Annotated in this window: 12 protein-coding genes; 6 read left to right on the forward strand and 6 right to left on the reverse strand. The window is 45.6% G+C overall.

From position 1 onward, the window contains the following. Positions 1-7: 7 nt before the first annotated feature. Positions 8-2,506: an S-layer homology domain-containing protein gene (locus tag HRE53_RS09520; protein WP_235110154.1), complete on the reverse strand. Its 2,499-nt coding sequence runs from the start codon at positions 2,504-2,506 to the stop codon at positions 8-10. Between the two features lie 245 nt (positions 2,507-2,751). Here HRE53_RS09520 and HRE53_RS09525 point away from each other — a divergent pair, with 245 nt between their 5' ends. Then, complete coding sequence (locus HRE53_RS09525; RefSeq protein WP_235110155.1) at positions 2,752-4,161, forward strand: hypothetical protein; 1,410 nt, start codon at positions 2,752-2,754, stop codon at positions 4,159-4,161. Positions 4,162-4,165: 4 nt separating this feature from the next. On the opposite strand, the gene HRE53_RS09530 is transcribed toward HRE53_RS09525, so the two are convergent. The 3 genes from HRE53_RS09530 to HRE53_RS09540 all read right to left on the reverse strand — a co-directional run bounded on the left by HRE53_RS09530 (position 4,166) and on the right by HRE53_RS09540 (position 8,064). Next, entirely contained in the window at positions 4,166-6,367 is a 2,202-nt protein-coding gene (locus HRE53_RS09530; RefSeq protein WP_235110156.1) for a tetratricopeptide repeat protein, read from the reverse strand. Between the two features lie 363 nt (positions 6,368-6,730). Next, on the reverse strand, positions 6,731-7,327 hold the full coding sequence (locus HRE53_RS09535; protein WP_212663218.1) for an ATP-dependent Clp protease proteolytic subunit: 597 nt from the start codon (positions 7,325-7,327) through the stop codon (positions 6,731-6,733). A 44-nt stretch (positions 7,328-7,371) separates the two neighbouring features. Next, positions 7,372-8,064, reverse strand: a complete 693-nt coding sequence (locus HRE53_RS09540; RefSeq protein WP_212663219.1) for an ATP-dependent Clp protease proteolytic subunit — start codon at positions 8,062-8,064, stop codon at positions 7,372-7,374. A 385-nt stretch (positions 8,065-8,449) separates the two neighbouring features. Between HRE53_RS09540 and HRE53_RS09545 the strand changes: the two genes are divergently transcribed. Further along, positions 8,450-9,079 (forward strand): class I SAM-dependent methyltransferase, encoded by a 630-nt coding sequence (locus HRE53_RS09545; RefSeq protein ID WP_235110157.1) that lies wholly within the window; start codon positions 8,450-8,452, stop codon positions 9,077-9,079. Further along, positions 9,076-9,780, forward strand: a complete 705-nt coding sequence (locus HRE53_RS09550; protein ID WP_212663221.1) for an isochorismate lyase — start codon at positions 9,076-9,078, stop codon at positions 9,778-9,780. Before HRE53_RS09545 ends, HRE53_RS09550 begins: the two co-directional genes overlap by 4 nt. A gap of 23 nt (positions 9,781-9,803) precedes the next feature. Here HRE53_RS09550 and HRE53_RS09555 read toward each other — a convergent pair whose 3' ends face one another. Both HRE53_RS09555 and HRE53_RS09560 read right to left on the reverse strand, forming a co-directional pair. Continuing rightward, positions 9,804-11,360 carry a hypothetical protein gene (locus HRE53_RS09555; protein ID WP_235110158.1) on the reverse strand — a complete coding sequence of 519 codons (1,557 nt, stop codon included), beginning with the start codon at positions 11,358-11,360 and terminating at the stop codon, positions 9,804-9,806. Between the two features lie 15 nt (positions 11,361-11,375). Continuing rightward, complete coding sequence (locus HRE53_RS09560) at positions 11,376-12,326, reverse strand: ABC transporter ATP-binding protein (protein WP_235110159.1); 951 nt, start codon at positions 12,324-12,326, stop codon at positions 11,376-11,378. 159 nt (positions 12,327-12,485) lie between these two features. Between HRE53_RS09560 and HRE53_RS09565 the strand changes: the two genes are divergently transcribed. From HRE53_RS09565 to HRE53_RS09575, 3 genes are all read left to right on the forward strand, one after another. Then, positions 12,486-13,043 (forward strand): SGNH/GDSL hydrolase family protein, encoded by a 558-nt coding sequence (locus tag HRE53_RS09565; protein WP_235110161.1) that lies wholly within the window; start codon positions 12,486-12,488, stop codon positions 13,041-13,043. A gap of 170 nt (positions 13,044-13,213) precedes the next feature. Then, positions 13,214-13,414 carry a hypothetical protein gene (locus tag HRE53_RS09570; RefSeq protein ID WP_235110163.1) on the forward strand — a complete coding sequence of 67 codons (201 nt, stop codon included), beginning with the start codon at positions 13,214-13,216 and terminating at the stop codon, positions 13,412-13,414. Positions 13,415-13,538: 124 nt separating this feature from the next. Beyond that, a complete protein-coding gene (locus HRE53_RS09575; protein ID WP_255801481.1) occupies positions 13,539-14,855 on the forward strand; it encodes an MBOAT family protein in 1,317 nt (438 codons plus the stop codon). Positions 14,856-14,925: the final 70 nt, after the last annotated feature.

The raw sequence follows: 14,925 nt of genomic DNA on the forward strand, positions 1-14,925 counted from the left end.
TCATCCCTTAAGAATCTGGCGTCACCACATACTCAGACTCAATCGGTTCTAGCCGCCCTGATTGCACCAGCGCTTGGTAAATCATGGCGGCGACTTCTGCCCGAGTCGCATTCGCTTCTGGTGTGAGGAGCCCTGGATCAGGATGACTAACCACAATGCTTTCTTGGGTTGAGGCCGCAATTTTGCCTTTTGACCAATCAGGGAGTTGGCCCTGATCTTGAAAACGCTGCAGGCTAGAGTCTGGAGATGTGGGAATCTCTAGTTCTAGGCCACTCACTAAAGCGACTAGCACCTCATAACGAGGCACAAGCTTATCCGGTTGGAAATCTCCTTCCGGATATCCGCTCATAAATTTCTTATCCACAGCTCCTTCAATGGCGTCTGCAGCCCAATAATCCGTCGCGATATCAGAGAAACTCAAAGAGCGCTGCCCAGGTTCATCAACAAAAGCCCGTTGAATTTGGGCCGCTAATTCTGCCCGAGTTACCGGCTTGTCCGGCTGAAACTTGCCATCAGGGTAATCCGGAATAATCCCTTGAGCATGGAGCTTCGCAATAAAAGGATAGGCCCAATGATCCTCAGGAACATCAGAAATATCAAGCTGTGAGGGAATCACCTCAGGCGCACCAATACCGCCGATTGCCTCTGTAGGACTAGGAACGACTGCTGTTTGATTGGTGGGCGGCTGTCCAGGCGTATTCGCACCGGCAGGAGCATCCTCGCTAGCAGTAGGAGCACTGGCAATAGGCGAGTTGCCTGGGCTATTGCCAGATTGATTAGGGTTCAGAGGCGAAGAAGATACCAATGGATCAGAAGTCGGTGTTTGAGAAGGTTCCTGCTGATTGCCAGTCACTCCAAAATAAGTAATGGTGCCTAAAGTTGACATGGCGACCAATAAACCAACGGCCTGAACGCGGTTAAGGGGTAACTTATCGCTTAACGCGCCTAAATCACCTGCATTTGCTCCAGAAGAAGAACGGGTTGAAGAGGCTGCGCCTACAGCCACAGGAGCTGGTGCTGGCACAGGAGCTGGTGCTGGTGCAGAGGCAACCTCAGGTTCACCATCACTTTCTAAGGCGGGTACGGACTCCAGCCCATCCGCTTCAGGCATAGCAGCGCTATCGCCTGTTACCCCTCCTAACGGAGGTATGACAGCAGGGATATCAGCTGCGGAGCTATCTGGTTCAACAGGATCACTGGGATCAGAGTCTGCTTCACTCGTAGGAACTTCTGCCATATCAGAACTGATAAACCCTGCACTGGGCGCTAAAGGCGTTGCCTCACTGTCTAGGGGAGTTCCTGGATCGATGGAGAATGATGAATCCGCTACAGGTAAGTCATCACTCGTAGGAGAATCTTCACCCACTGTTAAGGGTTGATCTTCTGGCGTTGATAGTTCTTCTATCTCAGGTTCCACCACTGGTATTTCAGCACCAGCAGACACATCGGCCGCAAAATCAGCCACGGGAGGACTATCGGATCCTGAGAAATCTGTCGTTTCTGGGGTCGAAATTTCTGGTATCACCTCTTCAGGGTGAGCAGGCTCGACTTCATCCATCCAAGGATCAGGCAGTGGACTCTCGTCTGGCGTGGAATCTAGAGATATGAACTCTTCAACAGGCTCACTGATAGTTGGAACGTCAGGTGGCTGAATTAGGGTTGGTTCTTCAATCTCTGCACTCAGTGGGGTAATGGGAATTTGTTCAGCCCAAGGATCGGAGGGAGTATCTGCTGCACTGGTCGATGCTGCTATGTCTGGAAGGCCGGAGTCTGATGGCTCATCGACTTCAGGAGTTAAATCGACAGGCGGCTCGCCTGAAGAAGCAGCAAAAGGATCAGACAAAATATCGGCCGACTCTGCTGATGCCGAAGCAGCTATGTCTGGAAGGCCAGGGTATGACGGCTCACCAACTTCAGGGGTTAAATCGACGGGTGGCTCAACTGAAGGGGTAGCAAAAGGATCGGACAGAATATCAGCTGAATCGGTTGATGCCGCGGCAGCTATATCAGGAAGGCTAGGATCTGATAGGTCACCGACCTCAGGGGTGAGATCTCCAGGCACATCCAAGCTATCTAGGACAGGAGAACTAAAGTCTGAGGGCGTCTCTGACCAGGCATCGAGAGGCTGAGTTCCTTCATCCTCTCCAACTAGTGGCAGTTCAGACGAATCAGCCGATTCCAAACTATCGCCAATGGCACTCAGCTCCTCTAGGGGAGGCGTTTCTACATCTGGCCCCATCTGAATCATTGTTGTATCGCCGAGAATGGATCCCAGCTCTTCTGGGGCAGATGGGGATTCAGTGGATTCCTCAGACCAGGAGTCTAAATCCGGTAGAGAGGCAGGCTCATCGGTGGCAGGGGTATCTCCTAACAGTTCTGACAACGAGTCAAATAACTCGTCAGAAATAGGGCCTGAATCGGCACTCTGAGCACTACTAGGATCCGAGCCTGGTTCTGAAGAAGGGATTCCACCTGATTCAGAGTTCGGATCGTTAGGATTAACCATAATATTGAGCCGTTTTTAGGGTTTAATCTTTGGCAACCATCCTACAGGGGGACTGAAGATGCGATCGCACCTTCGCACATTCTTTTTAGAATTCATGGACACAAATTGTCAGTTTGTAAAGTCATTTGTGAACATTAAAAACGAACGTTAGATTAGGTAATTTGCCCATTACTCTTGACGATTCAGCTCAGTCACTCATTTAATAATCATCATTGCGAGAATAATCCTTAAGGATTGACCGAAGTATGCGTTTGTTTCTGCCCCTCAAAGTACAGCTTCATCTTTTAGTCTTACCCCTCTTTTTATCGGTGCTGAGTAGCTGTGCTGAACGCGAAACGCAGACTCAAACGTCCGCTCCACCTTCACAATCCACGACCGAAAAAACGAAACCTGCCCTATCGAATCAGGACGCAGCCAGTTGGTCAGTCATCCTGACCGATCCAGAAGCTCCGCCTCAAACGTCTTCTCCTGCACCTCTTGGCGCACCGGATGCACCTCCTCAGACTCCGGCATCCCCGAAGCCTAGGGGCGCAGATAAGCCTCCAAAACCGAATCCCAAAAATCAGGCAACCCCTAAACCCAAGGCTCCAAAGCAGAAAGTTGCGTTTTCTCGCACTCCCTATGCGGTTATTGATGAGGCCAAAAAGGATCAATTCAATGTCACAGGGGAGCAAATTTTTAGCAACAGCTATCTCCCCAACCATCAGGTTGATTTCAACGAAGCCGATTTATTAGCGGTCCTGATCAATGTCAAAACTTACTTTGAATCCCATAGTCAAAATGATTCAACGGCATTGCGGGAAGGGATTTTAGGAACGGGTGGCGTCACGATTCAGGATATCCAAGACACCTTGGCCTTTATGATCACTACCCTGGAACAAGATATTGCCCTCCAGCGCCCGTCTCGCTTAAAAGATCCTAATTTCATCAACACCCATTTCCAGGTGGTGAAATGGCAACCCTATAACCCGCAACAACCCGACCAAAATCAGTTGCGAATTACCAAGTATGCCGTTTTTGCCCATCAAGGCTCGCGAACGAAAACCGCAGAATTTAATACTCCTCTTTACCAACTCAAACCAGAGTATGCGGTGGATAAATTCTTCCAAAACTATTCGAAGCAGGAAGTTCTCACAGGTATCTATGAAACTGGAGGCAAGGAACAAGGGAAAGTCGCTCCTCTGGCTTACCTAACTCGGCAAGGATTGGAAGATGCCTTGTTACAGGGCACAATCTTGATCCGGTTTGGCGATGGCTCTTCAGCCTACTTCAATGTGGATCGCAACAATGGGGTTGCCTATGTGCGTGGACAGCCTCAACGAGAACAGAAACGCTACTGGTACTTCAAGCAAGTAGATGCCATTAAGGGGTATGGCCCCAAGACTGCCAAAATCGCGGTGCGGCCCGGTGTAACGTTTGCCGGAGATGTTCTTAATATTGGCCTAGGCAAAATCATCATGCTAGAGCATGATACCGGGGGAACAAAGCAGCTCAATATGGGAGTTCTTGCGGATACGGGTGGGGCATTTTTGCCTAATTTATATCAGCTTGATTTTCTAGCGGGGGTCTTTCCCAGCCATGATCAGTTCAAGCAGCATATCAGTACCCTACCGGCCTATGCGAATGCTTATATCCTAATCAGGAAGAAGAGTTAGCCTGCTAGTTTTTCTCAGTCGCACCTAATGCTTGCAGCTTTTTTTGCACCTTGTTGTAATCCTCTATTTGGTCTTGAGCCAGATAGAGAGATGCTGCTTTCTGGTAATCAGCGATCGCACCTTTAATATCCTTTAGTTCAACCTTGGCCAAGCCTCGATTGTCATAGAGAAGGCCCACTTGGGGAGCTAGTTGTATACCTTGGTTGTAGTCTGCGATCGCACCCATGTATTCTTTGAGCCTGTACTTCGACCAGCCCCGATTATTGTAGGCCTCTGCATAATTGGGATCAAACCCCAGGGCGGCTGTGAAATCTAAGATGGCACCTTGATAATCTTGCAGATCATCTTTCGCATTGCCGCGATTGTAATGGGCTTGGACATACTTTGGATTAAGACGGATGGCTTCGGTATAGTCTAGAATCGCGCCTTGGTAGTCTTGTTTTAGATCCGCCTTGGCGGCACCTCGGCTGTTATAAGCACTAGCATACTCAGGATTGATTGCAAGGGCTTGATTAAAGTCACGAATCGCACTGTCATAATCTTGGAGACGATACTTGGCAACTCCACGATTATCGTAGGCTCTCACATATTTAGGCTTGAGCTTTAGGGCTTGATCGTAATCTGAGATCGCACCGTCGTAATCGGCTTGATTATATTTAGTCCAGCCCCGGTCATGATAGGCCACTTCATCCTTGGGATTAAGTTCTAGCGCCCGATCATAATCTGCGATCGCACCGTCATAATCTTGCAAATCATCTTTGGCATAGCCTCGATTGTAGTAACCCGCTGCATCTTTGGGGTTGAGACGAATGGCTTCGCTAAAGTCTGCGATCGCACCGTCGTAATCTTGCTGTTTGTATTTGGCCCAGCCTCGATCGTTGACTATTTTCTCTTCCTTGGGTGCTACGTTGTATACCTTCTGATCTTTGGGCGCTAGGCGAAGCGCTTCGGTATAGTCTGCAACTGCACCCTGGTAATCTTCCAGCTCAGCTTTAGCTAAACCTCGGTTATGATAAGTCTCCGAATTGCTACCGTCTTCTTGGGTATAGTCGCCCCTATCTTTATGGGTATAGACTTCTGAATTATTTGGATTGAGGCGAAGGCTCTCTGTATAGTCTGAGATCGCCCCACTAAAGTCTTGTTGAGTCTTTTTGACATTCCCCCGGCGAAAGTACGCCAGGGATAGCTTCGGATCTAAACGGATCGCTTGATCAAAATCTGCAATGGCACCAGAGTAGTCTTCTAAACCAGCCTTAGCCAATCCTCTGTTGTTATAGGCGACCGCATCATGAGATTTCAGTTGAATGGCCTGAGTTAAATCTGCGATGGCCCCCGGAAAGTCTTTTTGGATAGACTTTACATATCCTCGGTTGCCATAGGCATCACCATACTTGGGATCGAGTTGAATCGCTTTGGTATTGTCCGCAATTGCGTCCCCGTAATCTTTCAACAAAGCTTTGCTTCTGGCTCGGTTGTAGTAAGCAAGAGCATTTTGGGGATTCAAGCGAATCATTTCAGTGAAGTCGGGAATCGCTTTCTGATATTGTTTGAGTTTATTCAGCGTATAGCCACGGAGATTATAAGCGTCTGCATAGTTAGGATTGAGCTTAATCGCTTCCGTAAGATCTTCGATGGCTCCCTTGTAGTCTCTCAAATCATCCTTGGCATAGCCACGACTGTAGTAGTTTTCAGCTTCTTTTGGATTAAGTTGAATCGCCTGGGTAAAGTCTGAGATCGCACCCTGAAAATCCTTTTGCCTGTATCTAGCCCATCCTCGGTTGTAGTAGGCCCACTCAAATTTTGGGTCGAGTTGGATGGCTTGATTAAAATCTGCGATCGCATCTTCGTATTGCTGTAATTCAGACTTTGCCCAACCACGACTGTTATAGGCTTTTGCATCTTTAGGGGTGAGCAGAATCGTTTGGGAGTAATCTGCAATCGCCCCCTTATGCTCCTTTAACTTAACCTTGGCCTTACCGCGCCGATAGTAAGCCTGGGCATGTTTGGGATCTAGGCGAATCGCTTGTGTGTAGTTTGCGATCGCCTTTTTGTATTCTTTTTTCTTCTGCTTCGCTTCCCCCTGCTGGAAATAGACGTCCGCATCCTGACTCTGAGCAATCGTAGTAGGCACGGTCTGGGCCGATACAGGCTCAACAGCAGGTGTTGCAACCAATATCCCCAAACTTAAAAGCAGAGAATTATTCATAGACCCCCCAAACCAATTTTTTTTATTTTATCGATGAATATATCTTCAACTCTTTCCCAGCTTCGCATCCCCGTACAGTTCGCATACTAAGAAATCACCGTCAGACATTTCGCTCTAAAAAGCGATGGTGTTCTATCGAAAGGTTTCCCCACATTGCCAAACATACTCACTGAACAGCAGTGCGAATTCAGCACATTCTTCGAGAAATATACAGTTCCATCTAAAAAAGGAGGAGGCTTACAGCCCATATTCCATATACAATCCGAGGATAAAATATGGGCTGTAAGTCCCCATAAACCAAAGCTGGCAGCCCCAATACGAGAGACTACCAGACTTAATAAATAGGTTGTAAAAGCAAGACTGTTAGGCAGGCTTTTCTTCAATCACTTGGTCAATGAGACCATATTCCAAAGCCTCATGGGCAGACATGAAGAAATCCCGATCCATGTCTTTTTCAATTTTTTCTAGGGGTTGTTTCGTTCTCGCGGAGTAGATGCCATTCAACTGCTGACGCACGCGAATGATTTCCTTAGCTTCAATTTCAATATCAGAAGCCTGACCACGAGCACCACCAGAGGGCTGGTGAATCATGATGCGGGAGTGGGGAAGCGCTAAACGCTTACCTGGAGAACCCGCAGCAAGTAGGAATGATCCCATTGAGGCCGCTAAGCCCACACAGATCGTCGCAACTTCTGACTTAATGTGCTGCATGGTGTCATAGATGGCCAATCCCGCTGTCACTGAGCCACCCGGTGAGTTGATATAGATGGAGATCGGCTTACTAGGATCTTCAGAATCCAAGTAAAGGAGAAAAGCCACAATTTGATTGGCTAGACCATCGGTTACTTCCTGGCCTAGAAAAATGATTCTTTCCTGGCTCAGGCGGGTATAAATATCCACCCAACGTTCATAGGGACTGCCAGGGATACGGTAGGGAACGCTAGGAACACCAATAGGCATAGTCGATAACTCTCTTTTTGCTACTACTCAGGTTGACTCATTTTTTAAACTGCAGAGGGCATTGGCGTGGGTAATTCTTTTTGGCTAGCCAACACGCGATCAATCAACCCATAGTCTTTAGCTTCTTCTGGGGACAGATAAAACATCCGGTCCATATCTTTGGAAATCTTTTCGGACGTTTGCCCGGTATTTTTCTCCAGGATGTCTAACATCGTGGTTTTATTGGCAATGACTTCCTGGGCTCGAATTTGGATGTCAGAGGCTTGCCCTTGGGCACCACTGCGGGCTTGGTTGAGAACAATAGTGGCATGTCCCAAACTCGCTCGAAACCCCTTCGTCCCCGCTGACAAGATCATTGCCGCAGTTCCCATCGCTTGACCAATACAGATGGTATGAACAGGAGGTTTGATATATGACATGGTGTCGCAAATGGCAAAGGCTTCCGTTTCAAAGCCAATGGCATCGCCGCCATACCAAGAGGTACCTGTGGAGTTGATGTAAAAGAAAATAGGTTTATCAGGATCGTCGAATTGCAAGAACAACAGTTGAGCAATAATCAACTCTGTGACATCAAAGCCAACCTGGCGTTTGATATCATCTGAGGAAAATAGGGGCATCCCTAAATAAACAATTCGCTCTTTTAGCAATAGAGACTGTAAATCAGGGGGCGGTGTGCGGTAATAGGCATCGCCGCCGCCACCATAAGGGGCTTGAACTGCTTGAATCCTTGACTCCATTGCCTGACAATTACCTAAAGGTGACAATACTGTTACACTGTAGCAATTTTCTGGCGTTTGAATGGGGGGAAATACCGTACTCCCAGATTGCTGCTGGATGGCTCTAGTAACGATGAAAGCGCAATAGATTATTTTGAAGCATCGTAATACAATCTATTTCGAAAAAACTGAATAAAGAACAGCATTGAGACATTGCAGATCTTACAGAGTGCTTAGAAACATTGATATATCAGTATTTCAGCACCCCTTCTTTCTTGAATATCCTTGCATTTACAAAAGACGTTTGAACACTCAGGTTTTTTGTAGCATAATACTACAGAATAATCTATTATGCTTCCAGTGACGATTGTCGCTCCCCACATCGTTTCCGTTTAATGAGTGCATCATGTCTAATCAATGGACCTCGGCAGAACATGCTCTAGGGTATCTAGCTAGGGCAGATCAGTTTCCGCACCGTACAGAAGGAGAAGCAGTCTTGTTGGAACATGTTCCGCAGTCTGCCCAGCGAATCCTGGACTTAGGAACGGGAGATGGCCGCTTGTTAGCACTCCTAAAACTTGACCGTTCTGATGTGAACGGTGTGGCGATGGATTTTTCTCCAACCATGCTAGAGGCAGTGCGGCAGCGATTTGCGGATGATGCCAAGGTTACGATTGTTGACCACAACATGGAGCAGCCCTTACCTCACTTGGAACACTTTGATGGAATTGTCTCTAGTTTTGCAATTCATCATCTGGCAGATGCACGCAAGCGTAATCTCTATCAGGAAGTATTTGAGTTACTGAAGCCTGGAGGCATTTTCTGCAACTTAGAGCATGTTGCATCCCCCACGGCCAAACTACATGAGCAGTTTTTGCAAGCGCTTGACATCGCCCTAGAAGACGATGATCCTTCTAATCAGCTTTTAGATATAGAAACACAACTCAGCTGGTTGAGAGAAATCGGCTTTGAAGATGTGGACTGTTATTGGAAGTGGCTAGAGATGGCCCTACTCATTGGAGTGAAACCGCTATGAAACAGCCGATTCAACGGGTGAGTTCTGGGGCTCCGTGGGAAGCCCAGGTAGGCTACTGTCGGGCCATTCGAGTGGGTGATCAGATCCATATTTCAGGGACAGCCCCTGTGGATGCTCAAGGACAGGTAGTTTCTGCCGATGGTTATACGCAAGCGCATCGCTGTCTAGAGATTATCCAGGCCGCCCTACAAGAGTTGGGAACAGATACCCATGCCGTTGTGCGAACTCGGATGTTTGTCACCGATATTACGCAATGGCAAAAATTCTCCCAGGCTCACCAGGAATTCTTTGGGGCCAACCCACCTGTAACCACGATGGTGCAGGTCAGTGCTTTGATTGATCCAGCCATGCTGATTGAAATTGAAGCAGATGCAGTGTTTCTAGAAGATAGCGCTCATCCAGGAATACTAAAAGCTCATGACTGTCGGGACATGACTGATATTCGCGTTGCAATTGACCACCTTGATGCCCAAGTCATTGAGTTACTCGGTCAGCGATTTGACTACGTTAAAGCAGCAGCAAAATTCAAAACAGATGCCCAAAGCGTCAAAGCCCCTGAACGGCTCAAGAGAATGTTAGAGCAGCGACGGCAATGGGCTGAAACAGCTGGTTTAGAGCCTGACATCATCGAACAACTTTATCGAGACTTAGTGCAATATTTCATTAACGCTGAACTCGATCATTGGCGTTCCTCCCAATAGCACTTAGGTTTCTGCTCGGAGAGTTATCCAGTGACCGGTTGAGCTTGAGAATGGGATAGATTTCGAAGATGATTTTGAAATTGCCATACTAACAGCACAATCACACAAAGCTGAGCAACTAAACCCACCAGGGCACTACTGATCAACATAGGCATCTCAAAATCGCTGAAAGGGTAGCCCAAGAAAGTCCAAATCATCATGGAGGCTGGCATCTGATCAGGCACGATGCGCAAAATCGCCAACATAATCGGTGGAACCAGCATCCAAAGCCCCAGCCCTCCCATAGTCCAGGTATAGGGGTTGCGAATTTTGAGGGCGAAAATCTGTTGGACGACGGCTGTATAAATTAGCAATACCCCGGTCATGGATAAAACAATGATGGCAGCAACGGTAGGATTATCTTTGCCAAACCCCACTAAGAACATCCAAGGGACATAGAGGGCGTTGATGATTAAAAGATTGATTGCGATCGCAACGATTGCCGGACTTTTATCGGCCCAAACTAAATCTCGCAAAATACCTTGAGGCTTCTGTTGAACCCGCAGCCAATCTAGGAGAGATGCCCGTTGAGGACAGAGGGCCAGCATAATGACCAAAATCATACCGAAATTAAACGCATATAGAATCCATGTTCCAGCCATCCCAGTAAAAGTATTGATTCCAGTCGTTCTAGAAGATATGACGAAAAAGCCAATGGCTAATGGTTCTAGGAAGGCCACAATGGCATAACTCTGCCATTTACTCATGACGGTGGTGCCTGGATTACGAAATAAGCGGACTAGCATCGACCAAATAAGCATCGTAGCAATAGCTAATGCCACTAAAGTAAAGCCATGGGACAACCATACAGACTGGTTAATTTCTTGCCCAAACCAGCGAATAATAACAGTCTGATCTCTTTGTGCATATTGGTAAGTATCCCCTTGGGCAGACCATTCGCTAATCCCTAAAGGCCGCCAAGTCACTGCCATATTCCAGGCAAAGTAGAGCGGAGATAAGAAGAAAAGGGTTAGTCCTGCGAAAGCTACAGCCACTACAGATTGCTGCCCAACGGCGATAGTCCGAGAGCTACTGAGAAGGCCATACAAAATCGCCAGGCTAAACAAAGCAAAACACCCGGCTGCCAGCATCACATAGTAACTGATCAAGAAAAATACCGGCATACCTGAATTAAGCCCGGCAATGATATGCAAAGGAATTGCAAGCCCAATGGCGATGTAAGGCAAGATCGGCACCCCCAACATTTTGCCCAACAAAATACCTCGGCTGGGACGGGGGCTAAGCCGAATAAAATTGAGCGTGCCGCGTTTTTCTTCTTGATTCAGATCGCTAACCAGGTAGTAGCTCCCTGAAGTGAACAGAGCATAGGGCAAAATCCAAAGCATGGCTTCGGCTAAACCCGCCCAACGTTCAATTATGGGGTTAGAGATCTGCTGGGAAAATACCAGGCCTAGGAGTGTTTGGCCAACTATAGAGATCACAATCGTTGCCGCAATGCTACGGGGCTTTAAGCGGCCTCGAAATTCTCGCAGCAGCTGGGGATTCCAATTGCCGACTCGATTCATTAAGGTGGATGTCATGACGCGACCAGAGAGTTATGAGGTTTGCCGATAGCCCATTTTGATAAAGATATCTTCAAGGCTCTCTTGAGTACGGTGGAAATCGATAATTGGGAAGTTGTGGGAGATTAGCGATCGCAACAACGCAACGATGTCATCATCCGTGCCCGTAAAGGTGACGGCAATTTGATGTTTATCTCGTAAGACTTTGCATTCATGGACGAATGCATGGTCCTGTAGAAAGGTTTCGACAGGCGCTAAATCAGCCACAGTAGAAATAATCAATTGCTGGGTCTGATCTCGGTTGTATAAAGCCCGCAGCTCTGAACTCTCCACCAGTTGTCCCATCTGCATAATGCCGATGGAGGTACAGAAATCTTCCAAATCGCTGAGAATATGGGAAGAGATAAAGATAGTTAATCCTTGCTGTTGTAGGGTCTTTAAGGTTTGACGGAACTGTACCCTAGCCACTGGATCTAACCCGGAAACAGGTTCATCCAACAGCAATAAGGTGGGTTTATGAATAATCGTTCGAGCTAAGCTGAGGCGCTGCTTCATACCCCGAGATAAGGTACTAATCGGGCTATGGCGCTTACTGTCCAGATCGACCAACGCCAACACTTCATTCAATCTGTGGCTGAGGTCTGGTTCTTGCAGATAATACAAGCGAGCAAAATATTCTAGATAATCCCAAACCAACAAATCATCGTATAGAGGAAAATCATCCGGCAGGAAACCGATGCGCCGCTTGATATCAGGATTAGGCTGATTTTGAATGAGGGTCTGTCCGCCAATCGAAATATTGCCCAAGGTAGGTTCTTCGGCTGTCGCCAGCATGCGAATCAGAGTGGTTTTGCCTGCTCCATTGGGACCAATCAAGCCATAAATTTCGCCTTGTTGAACTTGCAGATCCACTCGACTAACAGCAATACTATCGCCAAACTGTTTGGTCAATTGCTGAGTGGCAATGACTGGAATATTCCTCATTAATTAGGCTCGCCATCAATAGCTGAGCGAAAGTTGGTGATCATGAGACTATCCTCGCTGAGGTCGTACCAAAGACCGGTGACATACATCACCAGAGTTCAATACAAGTATTGTAGATAAGTCTTTGCATATTAAGTTCAATAGACAAAGTGAGAAAGCATGGCAGTCAAAAGTATTTATAAAATAACCCGTCTCAGCATTGGTCTCGGATTGCTAGCTATTATCACAGCTGAAATATTCTTAAGATTGATTTTTTGGGGCGGTGTTTCAACACAAAGAAGTGGTCGTTTAAGCAACGGTTTCTATCAAGATAGAAACGGAAATAAATATAACAATCAGCGTGGACTCCATTACACAAACCCTATAAACAAAAATCAACTTAGAGTACTAGTGCAAGGTGACTCAATCACATGGGGGCAAGGTATTAAGAATTCAAAGGATAGTTATCCTTCCGTTTTGAAAGAAAGATTGCTTAATTACAACAACCAGGTAGAAATCGCAGTCATTGCCAAACAAGGATATGAAACACTTGATCATCTAGACAACTTAGAAAAATGGGGAGAGGCTCTCCAGCCCAATATAATTATTTATCAGTGGCATATCACTGATCTTGAAGTTGATCGGCAAAGAAGACCAAAAAAGACCAAAGCCCCTTGGACCTATATTCCTCTACATAATAAATTGCGACAAAAAATCTTACTTGTGGCATTTTCTTGACATCCAATTATCCCATCTCCTTCCTAAACCAAGAGAAAACTATGAAGACTATCTCTTAAAAACCTATGCAAGCAACACATCAAACTGGAAAAAGTTCAGAACACAATTCATCAATTGGTTATCAGCAGCGAAGAAACTAACCAGTAATATTATCTTAGTAATCCCTTTAGATGATGTTGCTTCTTCTCTACAAAAATGAAGTAATCGATCTAGCTAAAGAAAATAATATTAAAGTCTTAGTGTTAAGCCATAAAATCAATGGCATGGCTACATCTGAATTTGATAGTCATCCTAATAAAGCTGCACATAAAATCATGGCCCAAGAAATTGCACAAGACATCAATCTTAAATTTCCATACTTAAACGAATAAATATATTAGTCGAAAAAATGATATTCAATTCTATCGAATTTCTCTATTTCATGATAGCGATTTATGCGGTTTACTATTTTATGGATCGCCGCATACAAAATATTTTTTTTACTCGCCACTAGTTATTTTTTTCTATAGTGTATGGGATTGGCGTTTTCTAAGCCTGATATGGTTTTCAACAATAATCGACTACTTCGCAGCTAGAAAACTAGAGCAAGAACATCAGGAACACAGACGTAAGATACTATTGTCTATATCTGTTATTAGCAATTTATCTATTCTTGGTTTCTTTAAGTACTTTAATTTCTTCGTAGATTCCTTGGTCGATCTTGTAAAAGTATTTGGCATTTCCACAAATTCTGGAAATTTAAATATCATTTTACCCGTTGGAATTTCTTTCTACACATTCCAGACCTTAAGCTATAGTATTGACGTTTATAGAAAAAGATTAAAGCCTGCATCTAGCTTTCTAGATTTCGCACTATTTGTTGCATTTTTCCCTCAGCTAGTCGCTGGGCCAATTGAACGAGCATCCCATCTTTTACCGCAAATCTACAATACACGAGTAATCAACTGGAACCGCTTCTCTCAAGGCATCTATCTTATTCTCTTAGGTCTATTTAAGAAAGTTGTCATTGCGGATGGAGCTGCACCGCTCGTGGATAGCGTATTCAATTCATCTGAATCACAAACGGGGATAAATATCGCTGTAAGCTGCTGTTTATTTGCGATTCAAATTTATGGTGACTTTGCTGGTTACTCAGACGTAGCTAGAGGTGTTGCTAAAACTCTTGGTTTTGATTTCATGGTTAATTTTAATACACCATATTTCTCATGTAATCCTCAAGAATTTTGGAAGCGCTGGCATATCAGTTTGTCTACTTGGCTACGGGATTATCTATATATAAGTTTAGGAGGGAATAAGGGCAGTCAAATTAGTCTGTATCGCAATCTCATGCTGACCATGATTCTAGGTGGTCTATGGCATGGTGCCTCTTTTAATTTTTTACTTTGGGGGTTTTATCAAGGGATCTGTCTTTGCACTCATCGCATCATGACAGCTCAAAAGAATGCTCACCATACTATCCTTCGCCTGAAGATCTTGACTCCAGTGAAAATTGGAATTTTCTTTGTTGTTACCTGTTACGGATGGCTATTATTTAGAGCACAAAGCTTTCAGCAAATCAGCCAATTTACATTTGCTCTATGCCGAAACTGGCAATTAGCATCTTTAAATATAGAGATGCCCGCTCGATCGTTTATCTGGGGACTCCCTATACTCATGCTCCTCGATACAGTTCAATATTTGAGAGTTGGAGATGAGCAGTTTCAATTTAGCTGGCCTCTACCCTCAAGAGTCATCTTATACACAGTTATGTTTTTACTAATCTTAATTGGAGCAAGCAATGCCCCTGTCGAGTTTATTTACTTCCAGTTTTAAGAAGGGATAGGCCATAGAAGCTTACATACTCTATTGAGATGGCTCCCAGTTCACTTCATAAATCTCAGAA

Origin of the sequence: Acaryochloris sp. 'Moss Beach' (genome assembly GCF_021497025.1) — a bacterium.
Classification (GTDB): Bacteria; Cyanobacteriota; Cyanobacteriia; order Thermosynechococcales; family Thermosynechococcaceae; genus Acaryochloris; species Acaryochloris marina_A.

Coding starts and splice junctions, on each gene's coding strand:
- HRE53_RS09565 (WP_235110161.1), top strand. CDS start 12,486: ATGGCAGTCAAAAGTATTTATAAAATAACCCGTCTCAGCATTGGTCTC.
- HRE53_RS09525 (WP_235110155.1), top strand. CDS start 2,752: ATGCGTTTGTTTCTGCCCCTCAAAGTACAGCTTCATCTTTTAGTCTTA.
- HRE53_RS09545 (WP_235110157.1), top strand. CDS start 8,450: ATGTCTAATCAATGGACCTCGGCAGAACATGCTCTAGGGTATCTAGCT.
- HRE53_RS09555 (WP_235110158.1), bottom strand. CDS start 11,360: ATGACATCCACCTTAATGAATCGAGTCGGCAATTGGAATCCCCAGCTG.
- HRE53_RS09560 (WP_235110159.1), bottom strand. CDS start 12,326: ATGAGGAATATTCCAGTCATTGCCACTCAGCAATTGACCAAACAGTTT.
- HRE53_RS09535 (WP_212663218.1), bottom strand. CDS start 7,327: ATGCCTATTGGTGTTCCTAGCGTTCCCTACCGTATCCCTGGCAGTCCC.
- HRE53_RS09530 (WP_235110156.1), bottom strand. CDS start 6,367: ATGAATAATTCTCTGCTTTTAAGTTTGGGGATATTGGTTGCAACACCT.
- HRE53_RS09550 (WP_212663221.1), top strand. CDS start 9,076: ATGAAACAGCCGATTCAACGGGTGAGTTCTGGGGCTCCGTGGGAAGCC.
- HRE53_RS09540 (WP_212663219.1), bottom strand. CDS start 8,064: ATGGAGTCAAGGATTCAAGCAGTTCAAGCCCCTTATGGTGGCGGCGGC.
- HRE53_RS09520 (WP_235110154.1), bottom strand. CDS start 2,506: ATGGTTAATCCTAACGATCCGAACTCTGAATCAGGTGGAATCCCTTCT.
- HRE53_RS09570 (WP_235110163.1), top strand. CDS start 13,214: ATGATGTTGCTTCTTCTCTACAAAAATGAAGTAATCGATCTAGCTAAA.